The sequence below is a fragment of the Pseudoalteromonas sp. JC3 genome, from assembly GCF_030291895.1.
Lineage (GTDB): Bacteria > Pseudomonadota > Gammaproteobacteria > Enterobacterales > Alteromonadaceae > Pseudoalteromonas.
The window spans coordinates 4,005,001-4,023,748 of sequence record NZ_CP127855.1 but is presented as its reverse complement, the minus strand read 5'-3'; the positions used below and the strand labels follow the sequence as shown (position 1 = coordinate 4,023,748).

Annotated in this window: 23 protein-coding genes and 1 rRNA gene (1 of these 24 cut by a window edge); 21 read left to right on the top strand and 3 right to left on the bottom strand. The window is 44.0% G+C overall.

Annotated features, from left to right (window positions below):
- Positions 1–62: 62 nt before the first annotated feature.
- Together QSH61_RS17595 and QSH61_RS17590 are read right to left on the bottom strand one after the other, a co-directional pair.
- Positions 63–734 carry a TorF family putative porin gene (locus tag QSH61_RS17595; protein ID WP_206471187.1) on the bottom strand — a complete coding sequence of 224 codons (672 nt, stop codon included), beginning with the start codon at positions 732–734 and terminating at the stop codon, positions 63–65.
- Positions 735–1,003: 269 nt separating this feature from the next.
- Positions 1,004–2,170: a hypothetical protein gene (locus QSH61_RS17590; protein WP_206471186.1), complete on the bottom strand. Its 1,167-nt coding sequence runs from the start codon at positions 2,168–2,170 to the stop codon at positions 1,004–1,006.
- A gap of 199 nt (positions 2,171–2,369) precedes the next feature.
- Here QSH61_RS17590 and QSH61_RS17585 point away from each other — a divergent pair, with 199 nt between their 5' ends.
- Together QSH61_RS17585 and QSH61_RS17580 are read left to right on the top strand one after the other, a co-directional pair.
- Positions 2,370–4,313, top strand: coding sequence for an AsmA family protein (locus tag QSH61_RS17585; protein ID WP_174170286.1), 1,944 nt, complete (start codon positions 2,370–2,372; stop codon positions 4,311–4,313).
- 239 nt (positions 4,314–4,552) lie between these two features.
- Positions 4,553–5,017 (top strand): DP-EP family protein, encoded by a 465-nt coding sequence (locus QSH61_RS17580; RefSeq protein ID WP_206471185.1) that lies wholly within the window; start codon positions 4,553–4,555, stop codon positions 5,015–5,017.
- On the opposite strand, the gene QSH61_RS17575 is transcribed toward QSH61_RS17580, so the two are convergent.
- Positions 5,014–7,566, bottom strand: coding sequence for a serine/threonine-protein kinase (locus tag QSH61_RS17575; protein ID WP_206471184.1), 2,553 nt, complete (start codon positions 7,564–7,566; stop codon positions 5,014–5,016). The two genes, QSH61_RS17580 and QSH61_RS17575, sit on opposite strands and share 4 nt — an antisense overlap.
- A 167-nt stretch (positions 7,567–7,733) precedes the next feature.
- Between QSH61_RS17575 and QSH61_RS17570 the strand changes: the two genes are divergently transcribed.
- The 19 genes from QSH61_RS17570 to QSH61_RS17480 form a co-directional block, all read left to right on the top strand.
- A complete protein-coding gene (locus QSH61_RS17570) occupies positions 7,734–8,573 on the top strand; it encodes a polysaccharide deacetylase family protein (RefSeq protein ID WP_206471183.1) in 840 nt (279 codons plus the stop codon).
- A 413-nt stretch (positions 8,574–8,986) separates the two neighbouring features.
- Positions 8,987–9,355, top strand: coding sequence for a 50S ribosomal protein L14 (gene rplN, locus QSH61_RS17565; protein ID WP_010378257.1), 369 nt, complete (start codon positions 8,987–8,989; stop codon positions 9,353–9,355).
- Positions 9,356–9,365: 10 nt separating this feature from the next.
- On the top strand, positions 9,366–9,680 hold the full coding sequence (gene rplX / locus QSH61_RS17560) for a 50S ribosomal protein L24 (protein WP_010378260.1): 315 nt from the start codon (positions 9,366–9,368) through the stop codon (positions 9,678–9,680).
- A 15-nt stretch (positions 9,681–9,695) separates the two neighbouring features.
- Positions 9,696–10,235, top strand: a complete 540-nt coding sequence (gene rplE, locus QSH61_RS17555; RefSeq protein ID WP_010378262.1) for a 50S ribosomal protein L5 — start codon at positions 9,696–9,698, stop codon at positions 10,233–10,235.
- Positions 10,236–10,245: 10 nt separating this feature from the next.
- Positions 10,246–10,551, top strand: a complete 306-nt coding sequence (gene rpsN, locus QSH61_RS17550; protein WP_010378264.1) for a 30S ribosomal protein S14 — start codon at positions 10,246–10,248, stop codon at positions 10,549–10,551.
- 20 nt (positions 10,552–10,571) lie between these two features.
- Entirely contained in the window at positions 10,572–10,964 is a 393-nt protein-coding gene (gene rpsH / locus QSH61_RS17545) for a 30S ribosomal protein S8 (RefSeq protein ID WP_206471182.1), read from the top strand.
- Positions 10,965–10,977: 13 nt separating this feature from the next.
- Positions 10,978–11,508: a 50S ribosomal protein L6 gene (gene rplF, locus QSH61_RS17540; protein WP_010378268.1), complete on the top strand. Its 531-nt coding sequence runs from the start codon at positions 10,978–10,980 to the stop codon at positions 11,506–11,508.
- A 9-nt stretch (positions 11,509–11,517) separates the two neighbouring features.
- Entirely contained in the window at positions 11,518–11,868 is a 351-nt protein-coding gene (gene rplR, locus QSH61_RS17535; protein ID WP_010378271.1) for a 50S ribosomal protein L18, read from the top strand.
- Positions 11,869–11,877: 9 nt separating this feature from the next.
- Positions 11,878–12,384, top strand: coding sequence for a 30S ribosomal protein S5 (gene rpsE / locus QSH61_RS17530; RefSeq protein WP_010606806.1), 507 nt, complete (start codon positions 11,878–11,880; stop codon positions 12,382–12,384).
- 6 nt (positions 12,385–12,390) lie between these two features.
- Positions 12,391–12,570, top strand: coding sequence for a 50S ribosomal protein L30 (rpmD, locus tag QSH61_RS17525; protein WP_010378276.1), 180 nt, complete (start codon positions 12,391–12,393; stop codon positions 12,568–12,570).
- Between the two features lie 4 nt (positions 12,571–12,574).
- Entirely contained in the window at positions 12,575–13,009 is a 435-nt protein-coding gene (rplO, locus tag QSH61_RS17520; protein WP_010378278.1) for a 50S ribosomal protein L15, read from the top strand.
- 11 nt (positions 13,010–13,020) lie between these two features.
- Positions 13,021–14,349, top strand: a complete 1,329-nt coding sequence (gene secY, locus QSH61_RS17515) for a preprotein translocase subunit SecY (RefSeq protein ID WP_010606805.1) — start codon at positions 13,021–13,023, stop codon at positions 14,347–14,349.
- Positions 14,350–14,371: 22 nt separating this feature from the next.
- Entirely contained in the window at positions 14,372–14,485 is a 114-nt protein-coding gene (rpmJ, locus tag QSH61_RS17510; RefSeq protein WP_002959476.1) for a 50S ribosomal protein L36, read from the top strand.
- Positions 14,486–14,616: 131 nt separating this feature from the next.
- Positions 14,617–14,973, top strand: coding sequence for a 30S ribosomal protein S13 (gene rpsM, locus QSH61_RS17505; RefSeq protein ID WP_010378282.1), 357 nt, complete (start codon positions 14,617–14,619; stop codon positions 14,971–14,973).
- A gap of 13 nt (positions 14,974–14,986) precedes the next feature.
- On the top strand, positions 14,987–15,373 hold the full coding sequence (gene rpsK / locus QSH61_RS17500) for a 30S ribosomal protein S11 (RefSeq protein ID WP_010378285.1): 387 nt from the start codon (positions 14,987–14,989) through the stop codon (positions 15,371–15,373).
- 21 nt (positions 15,374–15,394) lie between these two features.
- Entirely contained in the window at positions 15,395–16,015 is a 621-nt protein-coding gene (gene rpsD, locus QSH61_RS17495; protein WP_010378286.1) for a 30S ribosomal protein S4, read from the top strand.
- A gap of 24 nt (positions 16,016–16,039) precedes the next feature.
- Positions 16,040–17,026: a DNA-directed RNA polymerase subunit alpha gene (locus QSH61_RS17490; RefSeq protein WP_010378288.1), complete on the top strand. Its 987-nt coding sequence runs from the start codon at positions 16,040–16,042 to the stop codon at positions 17,024–17,026.
- A 39-nt stretch (positions 17,027–17,065) separates the two neighbouring features.
- Positions 17,066–17,464: a 50S ribosomal protein L17 gene (rplQ, locus tag QSH61_RS17485; RefSeq protein ID WP_010606804.1), complete on the top strand. Its 399-nt coding sequence runs from the start codon at positions 17,066–17,068 to the stop codon at positions 17,462–17,464.
- Positions 17,465–18,436: 972 nt separating this feature from the next.
- Positions 18,437–18,748: ribosomal RNA gene (locus tag QSH61_RS17480) — 16S ribosomal RNA — on the top strand; it runs 1,221 nt beyond the window's last position.

The following is an 18,748-nucleotide window of genomic DNA, read 5'->3' as shown; positions in this document are numbered from 1 at the left end:
CGTGTTGCAGCAAGTAAAAAATAAGGTGATGCGGCTGTCACAGGACCGCTCACCTTTGGTCATCACAGATTAAAATCTAATCCATAACTTACATATGCTTTGATATCGTCATTACTGTCTAGGTCGGTTTTTACTAATCCAAAGGTAAAGCCTTGCGTAGATAAACTCACCCCGTAATCCATATAAGCGTCGTCTTCACCTGTCCACTCAAGCACTGTGTCTCCGCTGGAGCGACCAATATGTAGAGTTAATTCACTGTCTTTAAAAATGGGGAAGCAGGCCGACACTTCGGCATATAGCATGTCTTCTTCTGTGCTTGAGTCGCTTTGCGCTGTGGCTAGGTGGCTGAGTTTAAACGTAAAGTATTGCCAGCCAAGCGCGGCGTAAATCTCGCCAAAATCAATATCTCCACTGGCATCGGGATAGGCGTAGTGGATATAACCGAAATCAAAACTCATGCCCTTGATTTCGCCAGCGTAACCCGCGTACAGATCCATTTCGTAACTGGCGGAGTCGCCAAAGTCGATGTTAGAGACCCAAGTGCCCGCATAAAACCCAGACTCATTGCTATAATCCAAGCCGCCAGACACCGCTGCGCCGTCATCAGTCTGGGTGATACCACGCCAGTAATAATTTGAGCTTGCCGCAATATTCGCGGTCACTTCCGCCTGAGCAGAGACACAAAAGCACGCAGTCAGGCCGCCGAGTAGCATAAGCAAAGGTTTGTTTTTCATTCTGTTTTCCCCATTGAACGCAGAGTTATTATTCGGTTGTTGTCATTGCATTTTCTGTAAAGAGTAAGTGCAAGGGGGAGGCCAATGTCAGGAAATAGTGGGGAATTTATTCTATGTTATTAAAAATATTGGAAATTAATTTCTGATTTTCGAAAATAGGACAGAGTGATTTGCATAAATGTTGCACGTAGCTGGTGCAAAGTACCACAGCTTGCACGATATTAATGCAAGCTATGGATTGCGCTAGCCGTTATTGAAGTTTAGGTTAGTTATCCAAAGATGGTGCGCATTAGGCTGATGGTTTCATCAACACTGCGGCCTTTTTCCACTTCAGCGACTATCGAGTCACGTTTGGTGCGAATATGCTCTGGAATAGACTCATCCGCGAGTGCGCGGTCGACTAACACTTCAGCTGACTCTTTACCGCGGCGTACGGTCTTTTTGCCACCACTGCTGCCGCTGCGCTTAGGCTTATGCAGTAGCTTAAAGTAATTGGAGTTAGTGGTGGTGTCTTTATCCGCGTAATAAAACAGGCATGGTAGCAGCGCTTTAATTTCAGCAAGTTGCGTTTCAAACTCATCCACGGGAGCGGCCATCGTATACCATGGCATTGCTTTAATGGTGCTGACGACATCGGTCCAGTAACGCTCAAAATCGCGATTGTTAAGTTTAGCAACACCAAGCGCTTGGCACAAAGCGTCAAGCTTGCTCGAGGTTATTGGAGTGAACACATCAGGGCGACGCATTGCTAATAGGCGAGTAGCTGGTGCAAGCGTTGGCTTTTCCTCGCTGCCAGCAAAGGCACTTAAATACCCGACCATAAATGACTGATAATGTTCGAGCGTCACGTCACCTTCTGCCGGGATTGCGGCTAGCGCTTCATCAAAAGCACCCGGAAGGTCGTCTAATAACTGGTGAAAGCCTTTTGCACTTTTGGTGGAGGCAAACCACTCTACGTCAAACTGATACACGCTGGTATCTAAATTTGCAGCATGCTTACCGCTAAAGGCGAGGCGATCTTCTTTGATCATGTCTTTAAGTGGAGTGCTGCGCATTGGTTTAAGGTATTCAATCAGTTTTAATTGCTCATCTAGTGCAATCACTTCTTTGTGACTGGCAATAAATGCAGCCACCATAGGCCAAGGCGCAATGCGTAACGTTTTGAGTTGTAAAAAGCTAATCGCTGCGATGAGCAGATCTTGTAGCTTTTTCACTGTGGGTAATTGATGGTCATCCAGTAAATCAAAATTGATACGATTTTTCGCCACATCAAGCAGTTCATAACACCAACCAAGAAAATCTTCAGGGTGATTTTCCACCTTAACCGCCATCAGATTAAGGCTGATCTCCGTGGCCTGTTTGAGGATATTTTGATAAATCTGACTTTCTTGTTCGCCCAAGGCCATGTTTGACGGTGATATGAGCAGTTTCTTCATGCGGGTTAGATACTCCAAGTTTGATTAATAAACCAACCAGTAAAATATAGCTAATGACGCTAAAAACTGGCAAGGGCGAGGATCATACCGATTAGTCAAAAGGTTGCAATCGCTCAGTACAAATTATTTGCCTTTATTCATGGTATATTCGACTACAGCCGTTATCATAAAGAGAACCAAGCCTTACGAAGGAAAAGCAATGAACCGGCTAGTTAAAATCGTAGGCGCCATTGTCGCGCTTATTATTATTCTTGTTATCGCAGCCCCGTTTTTAATCCCTAAACAGGCAATTATTGACCAAGTCACGTCACAGGTTGAGTCAGTGACAGGTAGAAAACTGTCGATCGATGGCGACTCTGACATCGGTATTTTCCCAACGTTGCACATTGAGTTAAACCAAGTGCGATTTGCCAACATGGCAACGGGCAGTCGCCCAGATATGTTCGCTATGGAGCAACTTGCCGTGCATATTCCGTGGTTAAGTGCGTTGTCTGGTGAAGCTAAGCTTGAGCGCTTTGTGATCAATAATCCTAAAATTATTCTAGAAACCGACAAACAAGGTAATGCTAACTGGCAGTTGCTACCCACCAGTGCAGAAAACACGACAACGGCGCAAACCAGCTCAAAAGGTAATATGCAGTTACCAGAAGGCTTAGATGTTAGCCTTGGCGAAGTGGCGATTTATGGTGGCTCGGTGACTTATCTTGACGGTGTGACAGGCGCTGAATATCAGGTAACTGATTTAGACATTAGCGTGATGTTATCGTCACTGTACCAACCACTAGAAGTCGACGGCAAGCTGACTTTTCAAGGTCAAACTTTTAACCTAGTTACTACACTCGATAATCCAGCAAAGGCGATCGAAGGTGAAACCTTTAATGTTGAACAACAAGTAAAATCAGCGCTGTTCAACCTTGACTATAAAGGTGAAATTGCAGAGCAAGGTAAAACCATTCGCGGTCAATTAGCCTTGTCTGGCGACTCGGTAAAAGCGCTAGCTAAGTGGCAGGGCGTTGATCTAAAAGCCAAAGAAAATGCGTTCAACGACTTTGGCCTAAACGCCAAAATGACGATGCAAGGGCAAGTCTTTACTCTCAATACCTTAGAGGCAACCTTGGACGAATTGGTAATAAAAGGTCAAAGTAAAGTCACCCTCTCAGGTAAGCCTGATATTACCGCGAGTGTTGACCTTGGCATGTTAGATCTTAACCCGTATTTACCAGAACCTGTGGAAAAGCCACAAACGCAAACTGAGCCAGAAGGCGCACCAGCACAGCCTATCGTGTGGGATGACACTGCAATTGATTTGTCAGCACTTAATAGCCTCAATGCGAATGTGAAGATCACCTCTACAGGGCTACGTGCGAGAGAAATTAAGCTTGGCGAAAACCAAATCAGTCTAGTACTTAACTCAGGTAAGGCAACACTGAGCCTAGATAAATTCCAAGCCTATGAAGGTCAGGGTAAAGGTAAGGTCGTTGTAAATGCAGCAGCAAAACCTTATGCCATCAGTACTGACTTTGCGTTAACGGCAATTAATGCCGAGCCACTACTGACTGATGCCATTGGCTTTGACAAAGTATTGGGTAAAGGTAGTCTTAATTGGGCGTTAAACACACAAGGTGTCAGTCAAAAGCAATTTGTGAATGCCCTTGGTGGTAAATTAGGTTTTGAGTTCAAAGATGGTGGCGTAAAAGGCGCAAACCTTGCTGAGATGATCCGTAAGGGCAAAGAGATGCTCAAAGGCGATTTCTCTTCGGTATCGCAAGGACTCAATGCTAATTTCGACCCAGATCAAAAAACCGACTTCTCAGCCATGACTGGCACCTTTGTCTTTACCAAAGGCGTAGGTCAAAACGATGACTTCTCGTTGGCAAGCCCGTTACTACGAGTGACAGGCAAGGGCACCGTTGATTTACCACAAACTTTAGTTGATTATCGTGTGGTGACTGGAATTGTTGATACCATTGAAGGGCAAGCCAGCAGCGATGACAGTACCGGTTTTAAAATTCCGGTGCGGATCAAAGGTCCATTCCACAAAGTTGAAACTAGCTTAGACCTAAAAGAAGCGGCAAAAGACAAAGCCAAAGACAAGGTTAAGGATAAGGTAAAAGACAAACTTAAAGGTTTGTTTGGTGGATAGATCTTTATGACGCTTCAATAAACAGCTCATCTGTTTGTTTTAAATCAATTTCAGCTAAACAAGGGCTTGCCGATGGTAGCCCTTGTTCTATATTTATCGCGAGTTAATTATCTATATGCAGTTATAGTGAGCTTATGATGACTTATGCCTATAAACTGTAACCAGCTGTAATAGAATTACTGCTATTCATGTGCTTAGATAGATGCGAATAGCTCTATAAACAAACGAAGGATAAAAGAATGAGTACACCTATTTTACTCGAATACACGGTGACGCCAAAAGCTGAGGGTAACTGGATATTTTCAAATGACGATAAACCAGTTGAACTTAAATTAGCTCAGGGTGAAAGCGCTGTTCTAACTTATAAGCTCGTTACTGATGAAGCTGGCTGGAGCTTTGCTGAAAACGGTACTTTTTTTACCGAAGCGCAAGACAATTTCAATTATAACCTTACAAGCACATTAAAAGATGAGTTAACGGTTGAGGTGAAGATTGAAGCATTGAATGTTGTGAATACGCTAAGTGAAGATGATATCGAAGCGCTTTCAGCTAACCCTGATGCGAGGGTTGTTACACTCGTAGAGAATAACAACTCGAATATTGAGTTCAGACTTGTTGCTCAATGCAATTCCGCAAATGGTGTCGTGCGTTATTTTTCTCAAGATCCAAGGGTGATTATTGACGACCCAGATATTCCAGGTTAATTCGTAATTTGCACTTGGCACAGATAGGTAAAGTGTTCTGTGCCAATTCTTAATTCAAGTGATGGTGAGTGACATAGTGTCTTGAACCATGACAGGCGATAAAAAGACGGGCTCCAGCCTAAATCAATGCTTTTTTTCAGTGAAGCCATCGCGGAATACTTTTCTTCTATCAGCGTTTGAATTAGCGATTTTACGTAAAAAGCTTCAGCTGAATCGGGATACTCAGCCAAATATTCATCAATTGCTATTAATGCCTCTTGATGCCTATCTAGGTGTGCTAGAGCTTGGATGCGCACGACTTCAACTTGGCTTGCTGGATCACTGGCTAAAATTTGCAGATACACTTCACTGGCTTTCGCCTTCTCGCCCATTAGTGAGTATATGTCTGCGTAGTTAAGCAAGATTTCTACATTACTGGGCGCCAATTGAGTTGCTCGTTCAGCAAACTCGAGTGCCCGCTCTAAGTCACCTAATAACATCAATACAATGGCATAATTATTAAAGGTAGCCGTACTTGTATATGAGCGCTTAACTAGAGCTTGATAAGATTTGTTTGCGTCATGTAGCTTGCCAAGTAGAAGAGAGATATCGGCAATGGCCTTTAGTGTTTTCAGGTTATCAGGGCCGTAGTGGCTGGCTGCTCGTAAGTACGGCAAGGCTTCTTCATATTGGCCAAGCTTCATATTGAACAAGGCTGCATTGCGGATGACTTTTAAGGTTGGCCTAAGTTCATAGGCAAGCTCAGTGTGATGAAGTGCCGAAGCGTAATCGTTTATTAAATGATAGTAGATGCTGATAAGTGCATGCTTTTGATACTCGTCCTTGGCTGAATTCTGAATTGCTAAAAAGGTTTCTTTGGCATGGCTCTTGTCTTTTACAAGAGCATAAAACTTGAGATAGGACCCTTGAATAATTGTACTTCCTTTTAATCTCTTGGGGGCTTGCTGTAATACTTGTTCCCAGTTTTGAAGTACTTGGTCATTCGAACTATCTCTATATAACTGCGGCGCGAGTTCAGAGTAAAGTGAATACAGCGGCAGGAAGTCCGGTGCAGTATCAATCAGCGTTGTTAACTCTTTTAATATCGCAGCGCGGTCAGCCCTTTTTTCTAAGCTAGCATCATGCAGTGTGGCGTAGTTATTCAGTAATGTTTTATTACTAGTGGCTAAATCAGTTGAGCGCCCGGTTAATGAAGTGAGGGCCGAGGCTGTAATAGCAAAAACATGGCTGTAGTTTTCACTCGACGTCATCGTTCGCGCACTATTAATTAAGGCTCCATTAGACGCATCAACTAAGTCGATAACGATGTCACAGCTTTGAATATTACAGTCTAGTTTTATCGTAATAAGCTCATTACTATTTAACGCTCGCCCCAATGCTTTTAATGGTGCGTCAACACCAATAAATTTTTGTGTTTGATCTACTTCACTGTCTGAAATGAAAACGTAATCATTATTACTTAAAAAATGTTGTTTAAGTGCGTCGTTAATTGCTAGCTCGATGTTTTGTTGATGCGCTTCAAGTAGTTGAAAAGAGTTAGTGAATTTTATCGGTAGCGCTGCAATATAGATCTTGGGTTTGGTTTCCTGCCAATACCAGTACCCACCAACGGCTAAGCACACTAAAAAGGTGAAAAGTGCTGCAATACCTAGTTGCTTTTTACGTACTTTGGCTCTCTCTCTGGCTCTATCTCGTAGCTCTATTTGTTCAAGTGAGACTGTCGCTTCGCTGTTATCGTAGCTAAAGGTTTGTAAAATTTGCTTTAGCTGCTGACTGACTTCATTCGCGCTGCTTGGACGAGCGTTTTTGTCGTATTGCAATAAGCGATCAATAAGCTGTGCCAGTGCAGGGGGAATATCTAAAATACGTTTAGCGCTGGCTTTTAATGGCTGGAACTTGATCTGTTCAGCAATAGACTTGTCACTACCATCGTCAGCTTGTTCGAAATAAGGATGATGTCCTGCTAACAATTGATAAGCTATTAGCCCAAATGAGAATAAGTCACTGCGACTGTCTAGCGTTTCATCACGAAGTTGCTCTGGTGACATTGCTGTGAGACTACCGTAACTGGTATGTGGACGAGAGGCTTGGTTGTCTTCTAATTGTGAAATACCAAAGTCGGCAATTTTGGCTATGCTCTGTTCATTCACCAGTATATTGCCAGGTTTTAAGTCTAAATGAAGAATGTTCTGGCCATGAGCTGAGGCCAGGCCATCGGCAATATGGCTTAGTAGCTCTACTTTTTGCTCGGTAGTTAATACGTGTGTTTTTGTGTAGTGCTGTAAAGTTGCACCTTGCACATATTCCATTTCCAAAGCCATTTGCCCATCGCTTTCAAAGACATCATAAATTTGTACTATATTTGGATGGTTGAAACGCGCTAACAGGCGGGCTTCGTTGAGTGCATCTGATTGCGTGTGCTGAGTTAGTGACATCACCTTTACCGCCACTCGGCGGCCTAATTTTTTGTCGGTAGCAAGGTACACTTTGCTCATTCCGCCTTCGGCGAGCAAGATCACGTCCTGATAGTATTCTTCTAACTTCAACACAGCGCTGTCTTTCTCTTTTATTATTGGGGTTAGTGTATCGCTAAAAATACTAAATTAGTACCATTTGCGTTGGGCTTAGTCGCAAATAACAAGTTGAAAATTTAACACTTTGTCATACTCACAGCCGCATGTAGGTTATAAGGATAAACAACAATAAGGAAAAGCAAATGGCAAAGCTATCTTCTAATTTAGTTTCTCACTTCAGTTTGGCCGCCATGATGGCAAGCGCTCTGCTCGTGAATACTTCTAGTATAGCGGCAGATAACAAACAAACCTTTAGTTACCCCAATAACGCTCGTAACGCAATAAGCCTTACGTTTGATGATGCAAGACCAAGTCAAGTTGATGTGGGAGTGCCGCTACTCAATCGCCATAAGGTGAAAGGCACATTTTATGTTATGCCACCACAGGTGAAGGAAAAGCTCGCATTGTGGCAAGCCGCTGTGAAGCAGGGGCATGAAATAGGTAATCACACCAGTGAACACTTATGTACGGGCAACTTTGCTTGGCTGAGGGAAAAGGACAAAGGACTCGAACAGGTTGATTTGGCCTACATAGAACGCGATGTAGTAAGCACCACAAAATATATTGAAAAGCATTTAGGCGTAACCCCCAGAAGCTTTGCATATCCTTGTGGTAATACCTTTGTTGGTCGCGGCGCTGAAGTAAAAAGTTATGTGCCGATGATTGCGAAGCATTTTGACAGTGGCCGCACGTGGTTAGATGAAACCGCTAACCACCCAACTTATACTGACTTTGCGCAGCTCACTGGAGTGAGAATGGACGGTGTTAGTTTTGAAGAGCTAAAAGGGTTACTGGAGCACCTTAGGGCAAATAACAGTTGGATAATTCTTGCTGGACATGAGGTGGGCGAAAAAGGCATGTACACCGTCGATACCAAAATGTTAGACCAGCTTATTCCTTACTTACAGGACCCTAAAAACGGTTATTGGTTAGACACCGTAAGCAATGTGGGTGATTACATAAAAAGTAAAAGAGAGCCGTAGGTCGAGATTTATCTCGACTTGACGATTTCTAAAATTCTCTCGTCGCTCCATATAGCTGTTTGCTCAAAGCTTGAGCTTGTTTGTGAGAAAAGGATGAGAAACTCTTGTTCACAGCCTACTAAGCGATATGTCTAAACAATAATCGAAATAAAATTTCCGCTGTAAACTTTGTTTAATATTTGCGCAAGTGGTTGAATTCTCGATTGCTTGCCGCCATATCCTCAAACTGTAATCGGTACGTCATGTTAACGCGTTAAATTAATTAAAAATTGAACTATCTTTGATGCGACATTGCTGATACAATTGCCCGCCCTTGAAAGACATAATCACAGTTTTTTGAGTGGAATTTAACCTAAATGCCTTGATTTTGAACGAAATCTAGGCGAGTTGTAACTACACCGGAGGTCATTAAGATGATCCAAATGCAAACTCAGCTGGACGTTGCTGATAACAGCGGCGCTCGCAAAGTGCAGTGTATAAAAGTCCTTGGTGGTTCGCACCGTCGCTACGCAGCGGTTGGCGACATCATTAAAGTTTCTGTTAAAGAAGCGATTCCTCGCGGCAAAGTGAAGAAAGGTGATGTTAAAAACGCAGTAGTAGTGCGTACTAAAAAAGGCGTACGTCGTCCAGACGGCTCTTTAATCCGTTTCGATAGCAATGCGGCTGTTATCTTAAATGATAACTTACAGCCTATTGGTACTCGTATCTTCGGCCCTGTGACTCGTGAACTTCGTACTGAAAAGTTCATGAAGATCGTTTCACTAGCACCAGAAGTACTATAAGGAGTCGATCATGGCAGCAAAAATCCGTCGTGATGACGAAGTAATCGTACTAGCCGGTAAAGACAAAGGTAAGCGCGGTAAAGTGCTTTCAGTTGTTACTGAAACTGGCCGAGTATTTGTTGAAGGCGTTAACATCATCAAGAAACACCAGAAGCCTGTACCACAACTACAGCAAGCTGGCGGTGTTGTTGAGAAAGAAGCGTCAGTCGACGTATCAAACGTAGCGATTTTCAATGCCGAAACTGGCAAAGCGGATCGTGTAGGTTTTAGATTTGAAGACGGTAAAAAAGTCCGTTTCTTCAAGTCTACCGGTAAAACTATTTAATAGTTGGAGTAGACGATGGCGAAACTGCATGAAGTGTACAAAGACAAAGTGGTAAAAGAGCTTCAAGAGAAGTTCGGTTACAGCTCTGTCATGCAAGTCCCTCAGATCGAAAAGATCACACTTAACATGGGTGTGGGCGAAGCCCTAGCTGACAAGAAAATTCTAGAAAACGCAGTAGCAGACCTAGAATCAATCTCTGGTCAGAAGCCTCTAGTGACGAAAGCACGCAAATCAGTTGCTGGCTTTAAGATCCGTGAAGGTTACCCAATTGGCTGTAAAGTAACCCTACGCGGCGAGCGTATGTGGGATTTCCTAGAGCGTTTAGTCTCTATCGCGATGCCACGTATTCGTGACTTCCGCGGTGTTAGCGCAAAGTCTTTTGACGGTCGCGGTAACTACTCTATGGGCGTACGTGAACAAATCATCTTCCCAGAAATCGATTATGATAAAGTAGACCGCGTTCGCGGTATGGATATCACAATCACTACTTCTGCGAAAACAGATGACGAAGGCCGTGCGTTGTTAGAAGCGTTCAACTTCCCATTCAAAAAGTAAGGGTAGGGTTATGGCAAAGAATTCAATGAAAGCACGTGACGTAAAACGTGCTAAATTAGTTACTCAGTATGCTGAAAAGCGTGCTGCGTTAAAAGCTATCATCAGCGATGTTAATGCATCTGATGATGAGCGTTGGGATGCAGTGTTAAAGCTACAGTCTTTACCACGCGATTCTAGCCCTTCACGTCAACGTAATCGTTGTAACATCACGGGCCGCCCTCATGGTTACCTTCGCAAGTTCGGCTTAAGCCGTATTAAAGTTCGCGAAGCAGCGATGCGCGGTGAAATTCCTGGCCTTAAAAAGGCTAGTTGGTAATAGAATCACGGGAGTAAGACATGAGCTTGCAAGATCCAATTGCGGATTTGTTCACACGTATCCGTAACGGTCAGTCTGCGAAGAAGGTATCTGTTTCAATGCCAACTTCAAAGCTGAAAGTAGCTGTAGCTAAGGTACTTAAAGACGAAGGTTATATCACTGACTTCGTAGTATCTGGTGACGTAAAAGCAGAATTGACTATCGAACTTAAGTACTTCGAAGGCAAAGCTGTAATCGAAAACATCCAGCGTGTTAGCCGCCCTGGTCTACGTATCTATAAGAGACGTGACGAATTACCTAAGGTAATGGGTGGTCTAGGTATCGCTATCGTATCAACTTCTAAAGGCCTGATGACAGACCGCGCTGCGCGTACCGCTGGCGTTGGTGGTGAAATCATTGGCTTTGTAGCTTAATCGGAGGGGAACTATGTCTCGTATAGCGAAGGCTCCAATCAATGTTCCTGCCGGTGTTGAAGTTACAATTAACGGCCAGGACATCAAAGTTAAAGGCAAGAACGGTGAATTAACTCGCACAATCAACGATGCGGTTGAAGTTTCACTAAACGACAACGTTATCACTACAGCTCCTCGTGAAGTTGCTAATGCTTGGGCTCAAGCTGGTACTGCACGTGCGCTAATCAACAACATGATTGTTGGTGTTAACGATGGTTATGAGAAGAAACTACAGCTAGTAGGTGTTGGTTACCGTGCGGCAGTTAAGGGCAATTCATTAGATTTAACCCTTGGCTTTTCTCACCCAGTGAACTTCGAGATCCCAACAGGTATCACTATCGAAGCTCCAAGCCAGACTGAAATTGTTGTTAAAGGCGCAGACAAGCAGTTAGTTGGTCAAACAGCTGCTAACATCCGCTCATACCGTGAACCAGAGCCTTATAAAGGTAAAGGTGTACGTTACGCTGATGAGCACGTGCGTCGTAAAGAGGCTAAGAAGAAGTAAGGTAAGACGATGGATAAGAAAACAGCTCGTCTACGTCGTGCTAAGCGCACTCGTAGAAATATTATCGAACAAGGCACAACACGTCTTGTTATCCACCGCACGCCACGTCACATTTACGCTCAAGTAATCAATGCTGAGGGTAATGTACTGGCTGCTGCTTCTACTGTTGAAAAAGCAATTGTTGAAACAGTTAAAGGCACAGGCAACATCGAAGCGGCTCAAGCAGTTGGTAAAGCAATCGCTGAGCGCGTAGCTGACAAAGGCGTTGAAAAAATCGCTTTTGATCGCAGTGGCTTTAAATATCACGGCCGTGTGAAGGCGCTAGCTGATGCTGCGCGCGAAGCCGGTCTGCAATTCTAGGAGTAGACAATGGCTAACGTAGAAGCAAAAGCACAACAGCCTGAATTGGCTGAAAAGCTAATCGCGGTAAACCGTGTGTCTAAAGTGGTTAAAGGTGGTCGTATCTTTAGCTTCACTGCACTAACAGTAGTTGGTGATGGCGCTGGTAAAGTAGGTTTTGGTTATGGTAAAGCACGTGAAGTTCCTGCTGCTATTCAAAAAGCAATGGAAAAAGCACGTCGTAACATGATCACAGTTGAACTTAAAGGTAACACGCTACAGCACCCAATCAAGGGTCGCCACGCGGGTTCTAAAGTTTACATGCAGCCTGCATCTGAAGGTACAGGTATCATTGCAGGTGGTGCGATGCGTGCAGTACTAGAAGTAACTGGCGTACAGAACGTACTATCTAAAGCATACGGTTCAACTAACCCGATCAACATCGTTCGCGCAACTATCGCAGCGCTAGAGAATATGAATTCTCCAGAAGGTATTGCTGCGAAGCGTGGTCTTAGCGTTGACGAAATCTTGGGGTAAGACACCATGGCAAACACAGTAAAAGTAACTCAAGTACGTAGCTCAATCGGTCGTTTACCGAAGCATAAAGCTACATTACGTGGCCTTGGTTTACGTCGTATCAACCACACTGTTGAGCTAGAAGATACGCCAGCAGTTCGCGGTATGATCAACCAAGTTTCTTACATGGTTAAGGTTGAGGGGTAATTCGATGAACTTGAATACACTTTCACCTGCTGCAGGTTCAAAAACAGCTGGTAAGCGTCTTGGCCGTGGTATCGGTTCTGGTCTTGGTAAGACTGGTGGCCGTGGTCACAAAGGTCAAAAGTCACGCTCTGGCGGTAAAGTACGCGTTGGTTTCGAAGGCGGTCAAATGCCTATGCAACGTCGTCTACCTAAGTTTGGTTTCACTTCACGCAAGTCTCTTGTGTCTAAAGAAGTGAATCTATTCGAAATCGCTAAAGTTGAAGGCGATGTGGTAGATCTAAACGCGTTACAGGCAGCTGGTATCGTTAAAAAGAACATCCAGTTCGTAAAAGTTGTAAAATCTGGCGAAGTTTCACGCGCTGTTACTGTTAAAGGCATGAAAGTGTCTAAAGGTGCACGCGAAGCTATCGAAGCTGCCGGAGGCAAGGTAGAAGACTAAGGAAGTACGCTATGGCTAAACCAGGTCAAGATATGCAAAGTGCACAAAGTGGGCTTGCGGAACTGAAGCGCCGATTACTATTCGTATTGGGTGCTATCATTATTTACCGTCTGGGCTCTTTTGTGCCAATCCCTGGGATTGACGCCGCTGTACTTGCCGAATTCTTCGAGCAACAAAAGGGCACCATTGTTGAGATGTTCAACATGTTCAGCGGTGGTGCGCTTGAGCGTGCATCGGTATTGGCGCTAGGTATTATGCCGTACATCTCGGCTTCGATTATTATGCAGCTATTAACGCACATACATCCTGCGATGATAGAGCTTAAGAAAGAAGGTGAGCAAGGGCGTAAGAAAATCAGCCAGTATACGCGTTATGGTACGCTTGTGCTTGCTACATTCCAATCGATAGGTATCGCTACTGGTCTACCTAACATGATGGAAGGCCTAGTTGTGAATCCAGGCTTCGGCTTTTATTTCACAGCTGTAGTGAGCTTAGTCACGGGAACTATGTTCCTTATGTGGTTGGGCGAACAAATCACTGAGCGTGGTATCGGTAACGGTATCTCAGTTCTAATATTTGTTGGTATTGTAGCTAACCTGCCGTCTGCAATTGGTTCGACAGCAGAAATGGCGCGCCAAGGTGATCTGCATATTTTAGCATTGTTATTGATTGCGGTAATCGTATTCGCCGTAACTTACCTAGTTGTGTTCTTCGAACGTGGTCAACGTCGTATCGTTGTAAACTATGCGAAGCGTCAACAAGGTCGTCAGGTATTTGCTGCTCAAAGCACGCACTTACCACTAAAAGTTAACATGGCGGGTGTTATTCCACCAATCTTTGCTAGCAGTATCATTTTGTTCCCTGGTACAATAGCAAGCTGGTTTGGCCAAGGTGAAGGTCCGGTCGCTGATGTGCTACAAGCTATCTCAGCAGTATTGACTCCAGGTCAACCACTGTATGCGATGGTATTAGCTGCGGCTATTATCTTCTTCTGCTTCTTCTACACTGCGTTGGTGTTTAACCCGCGTGAGACAGCAGATAACCTGAAAAAATCTGGCGCTTTTATTCCAGGCATTCGTCCAGGTGAGCAGACATCTAAATACATTGATAAAGTGATGACACGCCTGACATTGGCAGGTGCTTTGTATATAACCTTTATCTGTCTGGTGCCCGAGTTTATGACTATGGCATGGCAAACGCCATTCTACTTCGGCGGTACATCGATTCTGATTATCGTTGTTGTCATCATGGACTTTATGGCACAAGTACAGACTCATATGATGTCACATCAATATGATTCTGTGCTGAAAAAAGCGAACCTTAAAGGCTACGGCCGTTAAGGTCAGTTTACGGAGTTGAGTAATGAAAGTACGTGCTTCCGTTAAGAAAATTTGCCGTAACTGCAAAGTAATCAAGCGTGCAGGTGTTGTACGTGTGATCTGCAGTGAGCCAAAGCACAAGCAAAGGCAAGGCTAAGCAAATTAAGTCGTGCAGGCTGAGTAACTTTACTTAGCCTGTTTCTTTGGTAAAACTTGAATGTCGGTTGGGTATCCTATACGGGCTTTCCAGCAAGATGATAATCAAGTTTATTTATAGGAGATATGTTAGTGGCCCGTATCGCAGGCATTAACGTTCCTGATCATAAGCATGCTGTTATCGGTTTAACAAGCATCTATGGTGTAGGTAAAACTCGCGCTAAGGCGATCTTAGCTGCGACAGGTATCGCTGAAACTACTAAAATCGGCGAGTTAAATGACGAAACACTTGACATCCTTCGTGAAGAAGTTGGCAAGTACACTGTTGAAGGTGATCTTCGTCGTGAAGTTACACTAAACATCAAGCGTCTTATGGACCTTGGTTGTTTCCGTGGCTTACGTCACCGTCGTTCGCTACCACTACGTGGTCAGCGTACTAAGACTAACGCGCGTACTCGTAAGGGTCCTCGCAAGCCTATCAAGAAATAAGGTGGGGTAAGTTATGGCAAAAGCACCAATTCGTCGTAAAAAGGTCAAAAAGCAGGTTGTTGACGGCATGGCTCACGTTCATGCATCTTTCAACAACACGATTGTGACCATCACTGACCGTCAAGGTAATGCTCTTTCTTGGGCGACTGCGGGTGGTTCAGGTTTCCGTGGTTCTCGTAAGTCTACTCCATTCGCTGCACAGGTTGCTGCGGAGCGTGCAGGTGTTGCTGCACAAGAGTACGGTCTTAAGAACCTAGAAGTATTCATCAAAGGTCCAGGTCCAGGCCGTGAGTCTGCTGTTCGTGCATTGAATGCTGCTGGTTACCGTATCACTAACATCACTGACGTGACGCCAATTCCACACAATGGTTGTCGTCCACCGAAGAAACGTCGCGTATAACAATAGGTTAGGAGAAAGAACATGGCAAGATATTTGGGCCCTAAGCTCAAGCTGAGTCGTCGTGAAGGTACTGACCTGTTCCTTAAAAGCGGCGTAAGAGCAATTGACTCTAAGTGTAAACTAGAAACAGCACCTGGTCAGCACGGCGCACGTAAAGGTCGTCTATCTGATTACGGTTTACAGCTACGTGAAAAGCAAAAAGTTCGTCGTATCTACGGTGTACTAGAAAAGCAATTCCGTAACTACTACAAAGAAGCTGCTCGCCTTAAAGGTAACACAGGTGAAAACTTGTTACAGCTTCTAGAGCAACGTCTAGACAATGTTGTATATCGCATGGGTTTTGCAAGCACACGTGCTGAAGCGCGTCAGCTAGTAAGCCACAAAGCGGTTATGGTTAATGGTCGTGTTGTTAATATCCCTTCTTTCGTAGTTACTCCTGAAGATGTAGTAGTAATTCGCGAGAAGTCTAAAAAGCAAGCGCGTATCATCGCTGCTCTAGAGTTGGCTGAGCAACGTGAAAAGCCAACTTGGATTGAAGTTGACGGTAAGAAAATGGAAGGCACTTTCAAGCGTCTACCAGAGCGTTCTGATCTGTCTGCGGACATTAACGAACAACTAATCGTCGAACTTTACTCGAAGTAAAGTTAAGAGTTAAGAGAGGATAAAATGCAGGGTTCTGTAACCGAATTCCTAAAACCAAGATTAGTCGATATCGACGCTGTAAGCTCAACGCGTTCTAAAGTAGTTTTAGAGCCTCTAGAGCGTGGTTTTGGCCACACACTAGGTAATGCTCTACGTCGTATACTTCTTTCATCTATGCCTGGTTGTGCTGTGACAGAAGTTGAAATTGACGGCGTATTGCACGAGTACAGTGCGAAAGAAGGCGTACAAGAAGACATCATTGAAATTCTGTTAAACCTTAAAGGTCTAGCGGTATCTCTAGAAGGTAAAGATGAAGTTTTCCTTACCCTGACTAAGTCTGGTGTAGGCCCTGTGACTGCGGCTGATATCCAGCACGACGGAGATGTGACTATCGCCAACCCTGAGCATGTCATTTGTCACTTAACTGCTGACAATAGCGAAATCAGCATGCGCATTCGTGTTGAGCGTGGTCGCGGTTATGTACCGGCGTCTAGTCGTTTATCCTCTGATGACGATGAGCGTCCAATCGGCCGTTTGTTGCTAGATGCATCATTCAGCCCGGTTGAGCGTATTGCGTACTCGGTTGAGTCAGCTCGTGTTGAGCAGCGTACAGACTTAGATAAACTAATCATCGATATGGAAACGAACGGCACTTTAGATCCTGAAGAAGCGATCCGCCGTGCGTCAACTATCCTTGCTGAGCAGTTAGATGCATTCGTAGACCTACGTGATGTTTCTGAGCCAGAAGAGAAAGAAGAGAAGCCGGAGTTCGATCCGATTCTACTTCGTCCAGTTGATGACTTAGAACTAACTGTACGTTCTGCAAACTGTCTGAAAGCCGAGCAAATTCAATATATCGGTGACTTAGTACAGCGTACTGAAGTTGAGCTTCTGAAAACACCAAACCTTGGTAAGAAGTCTCTAACTGAAATTAAAGACGTGCTAGCTTCACGTGGTCTATCTCTAGGTATGCGCCTAGAAAACTGGCCACCTGCAAGTCTAGCTGAGTAATCTAAGTTACTATATTAGTTTAGTTAGAAGGATAGGGTCATGCGCCATCGTAAGAGTGGTCGTCAATTAAACCGTAACAGCAGCCATCGCAAAGCGATGTTTAGCAACATGGCTGGTTCTTTGGTGAAGCACGAAATCATCAAAACTACTTTGCCTAAAGCAAAAGAGCTGCGCCGTGTAATTGAACCTTTAATCACACTGGCTAAGACTGACAGCGTAGCAAACCGTCGTTTAGCGTTTGCTCGCACGCGTGATAAAGAAGTAGTTGGTAAATTGTTCTCTGAGATCGGTCCACGTTTCGCGGATCGTCCAGGTGGTTACACTCGTATTCTTAAGTGTGGCTTCCGTACAGGTGACAATGCGCCAATGGCTTATATTGAACTACTAGATCGCCCAGCGACAGAAGAAGTTCAAGAAGACGCGCAGTCTGCAGAGTAATTAGTCTTTTTAAAGACACAAAAAAGCCGAGCATAGCTCGGCTTTTTCTTTTTATATCCCTTAAGACTTTTGCGCCTGTTTATAATAACTAAACGCTCTCTCATATCTTTTGGTCACTATTCTTATTAGCTTCATTTATAAAGTTAGCAATTGAAGAACCTGCAACTGCTAACTCATACATTACCGACAATGTATTCTGCTCTAATCAACATAAAAATTGAACTTGGTCCAGTTGATAAAATAAAAGAGGGCTTACAGCTATTCATCTTCTACAACAGTAGTTTTTAGGAGTTATCTCAATTCCCTCAGCCTAAACTGAATAGATTCAGTTTAGGCCGGTTTGTTTTATAGATAGTGTTCACCAAGTCCATACTAAAAAGTGCTATCTATAGTAGACACACCTCTCTTACATATTTGTAGATTCGAAAATTGTGTTAATTAAACTAGAAAAGTCGCCTTTAGAAAGCCTAATATGCCTTATTAACGTGTTAAAAATGAACGTTTCGGCTTTTTTTTGCTCGAGCGATCTATTTTTTGCAATTTTCTTTAAAAAAAGGGTTGCACTAAAATCGGATCGCCCTATAATGCGACCCCACTGACACGGGGCGCTACGCTGAAAAGCAAAGCAGCAACGAGTTAGCGTCAAATAAAACTTAAGTTCGAAACTTCTTCTCAAGAAATTCAAAATTAAGTGTTGACAAAAAGTTGGGAATGCTTAGAATGCACATCCCTCGAAACAACGAAATGTTTCGAAACGTTCTTTAAAAATATGAAGCAATCATCTGTGTGGGCACTCGTACAGGTTGAGTTCTAACAGCAGATTCTAGTTCGCTAGATGACGCAAACAAATTTAGAGTCTCAATTGTAACTGAGTGACTATATAGTCAATTCGTTTTGATTTTACTTTTTTGAAAAGTAGAAACAAACAATCAGAATTCAATGAGCACGAAGCTTAGGTTTCGAAAAAACTTTTAATTGAAGAGTTTGATCATGGCTCAGATTGAACGCTGGCGGCAGGCCTAACACATGCAAGTCGAGCGGTAACATTTCTAGCTTGCTAGAAGATGACGAGCGGCGGACGGGTGAGTAATGCTTGGGAACATGCCTTGAGGTGGGGGACAACCATTGGAAACGATGGCTAATACCGCATAATGTCTACGGACCAAAGGGGGCTTCGGCTCTCGCCTTTAGATTGGCCCAAGTGGGATTAGCTAGTTGGTGAGGTAAAGGCTCACCAAGGCGACGATCCCTAGCTGGTTTGAGAGGATGATCAGCCACACTGGA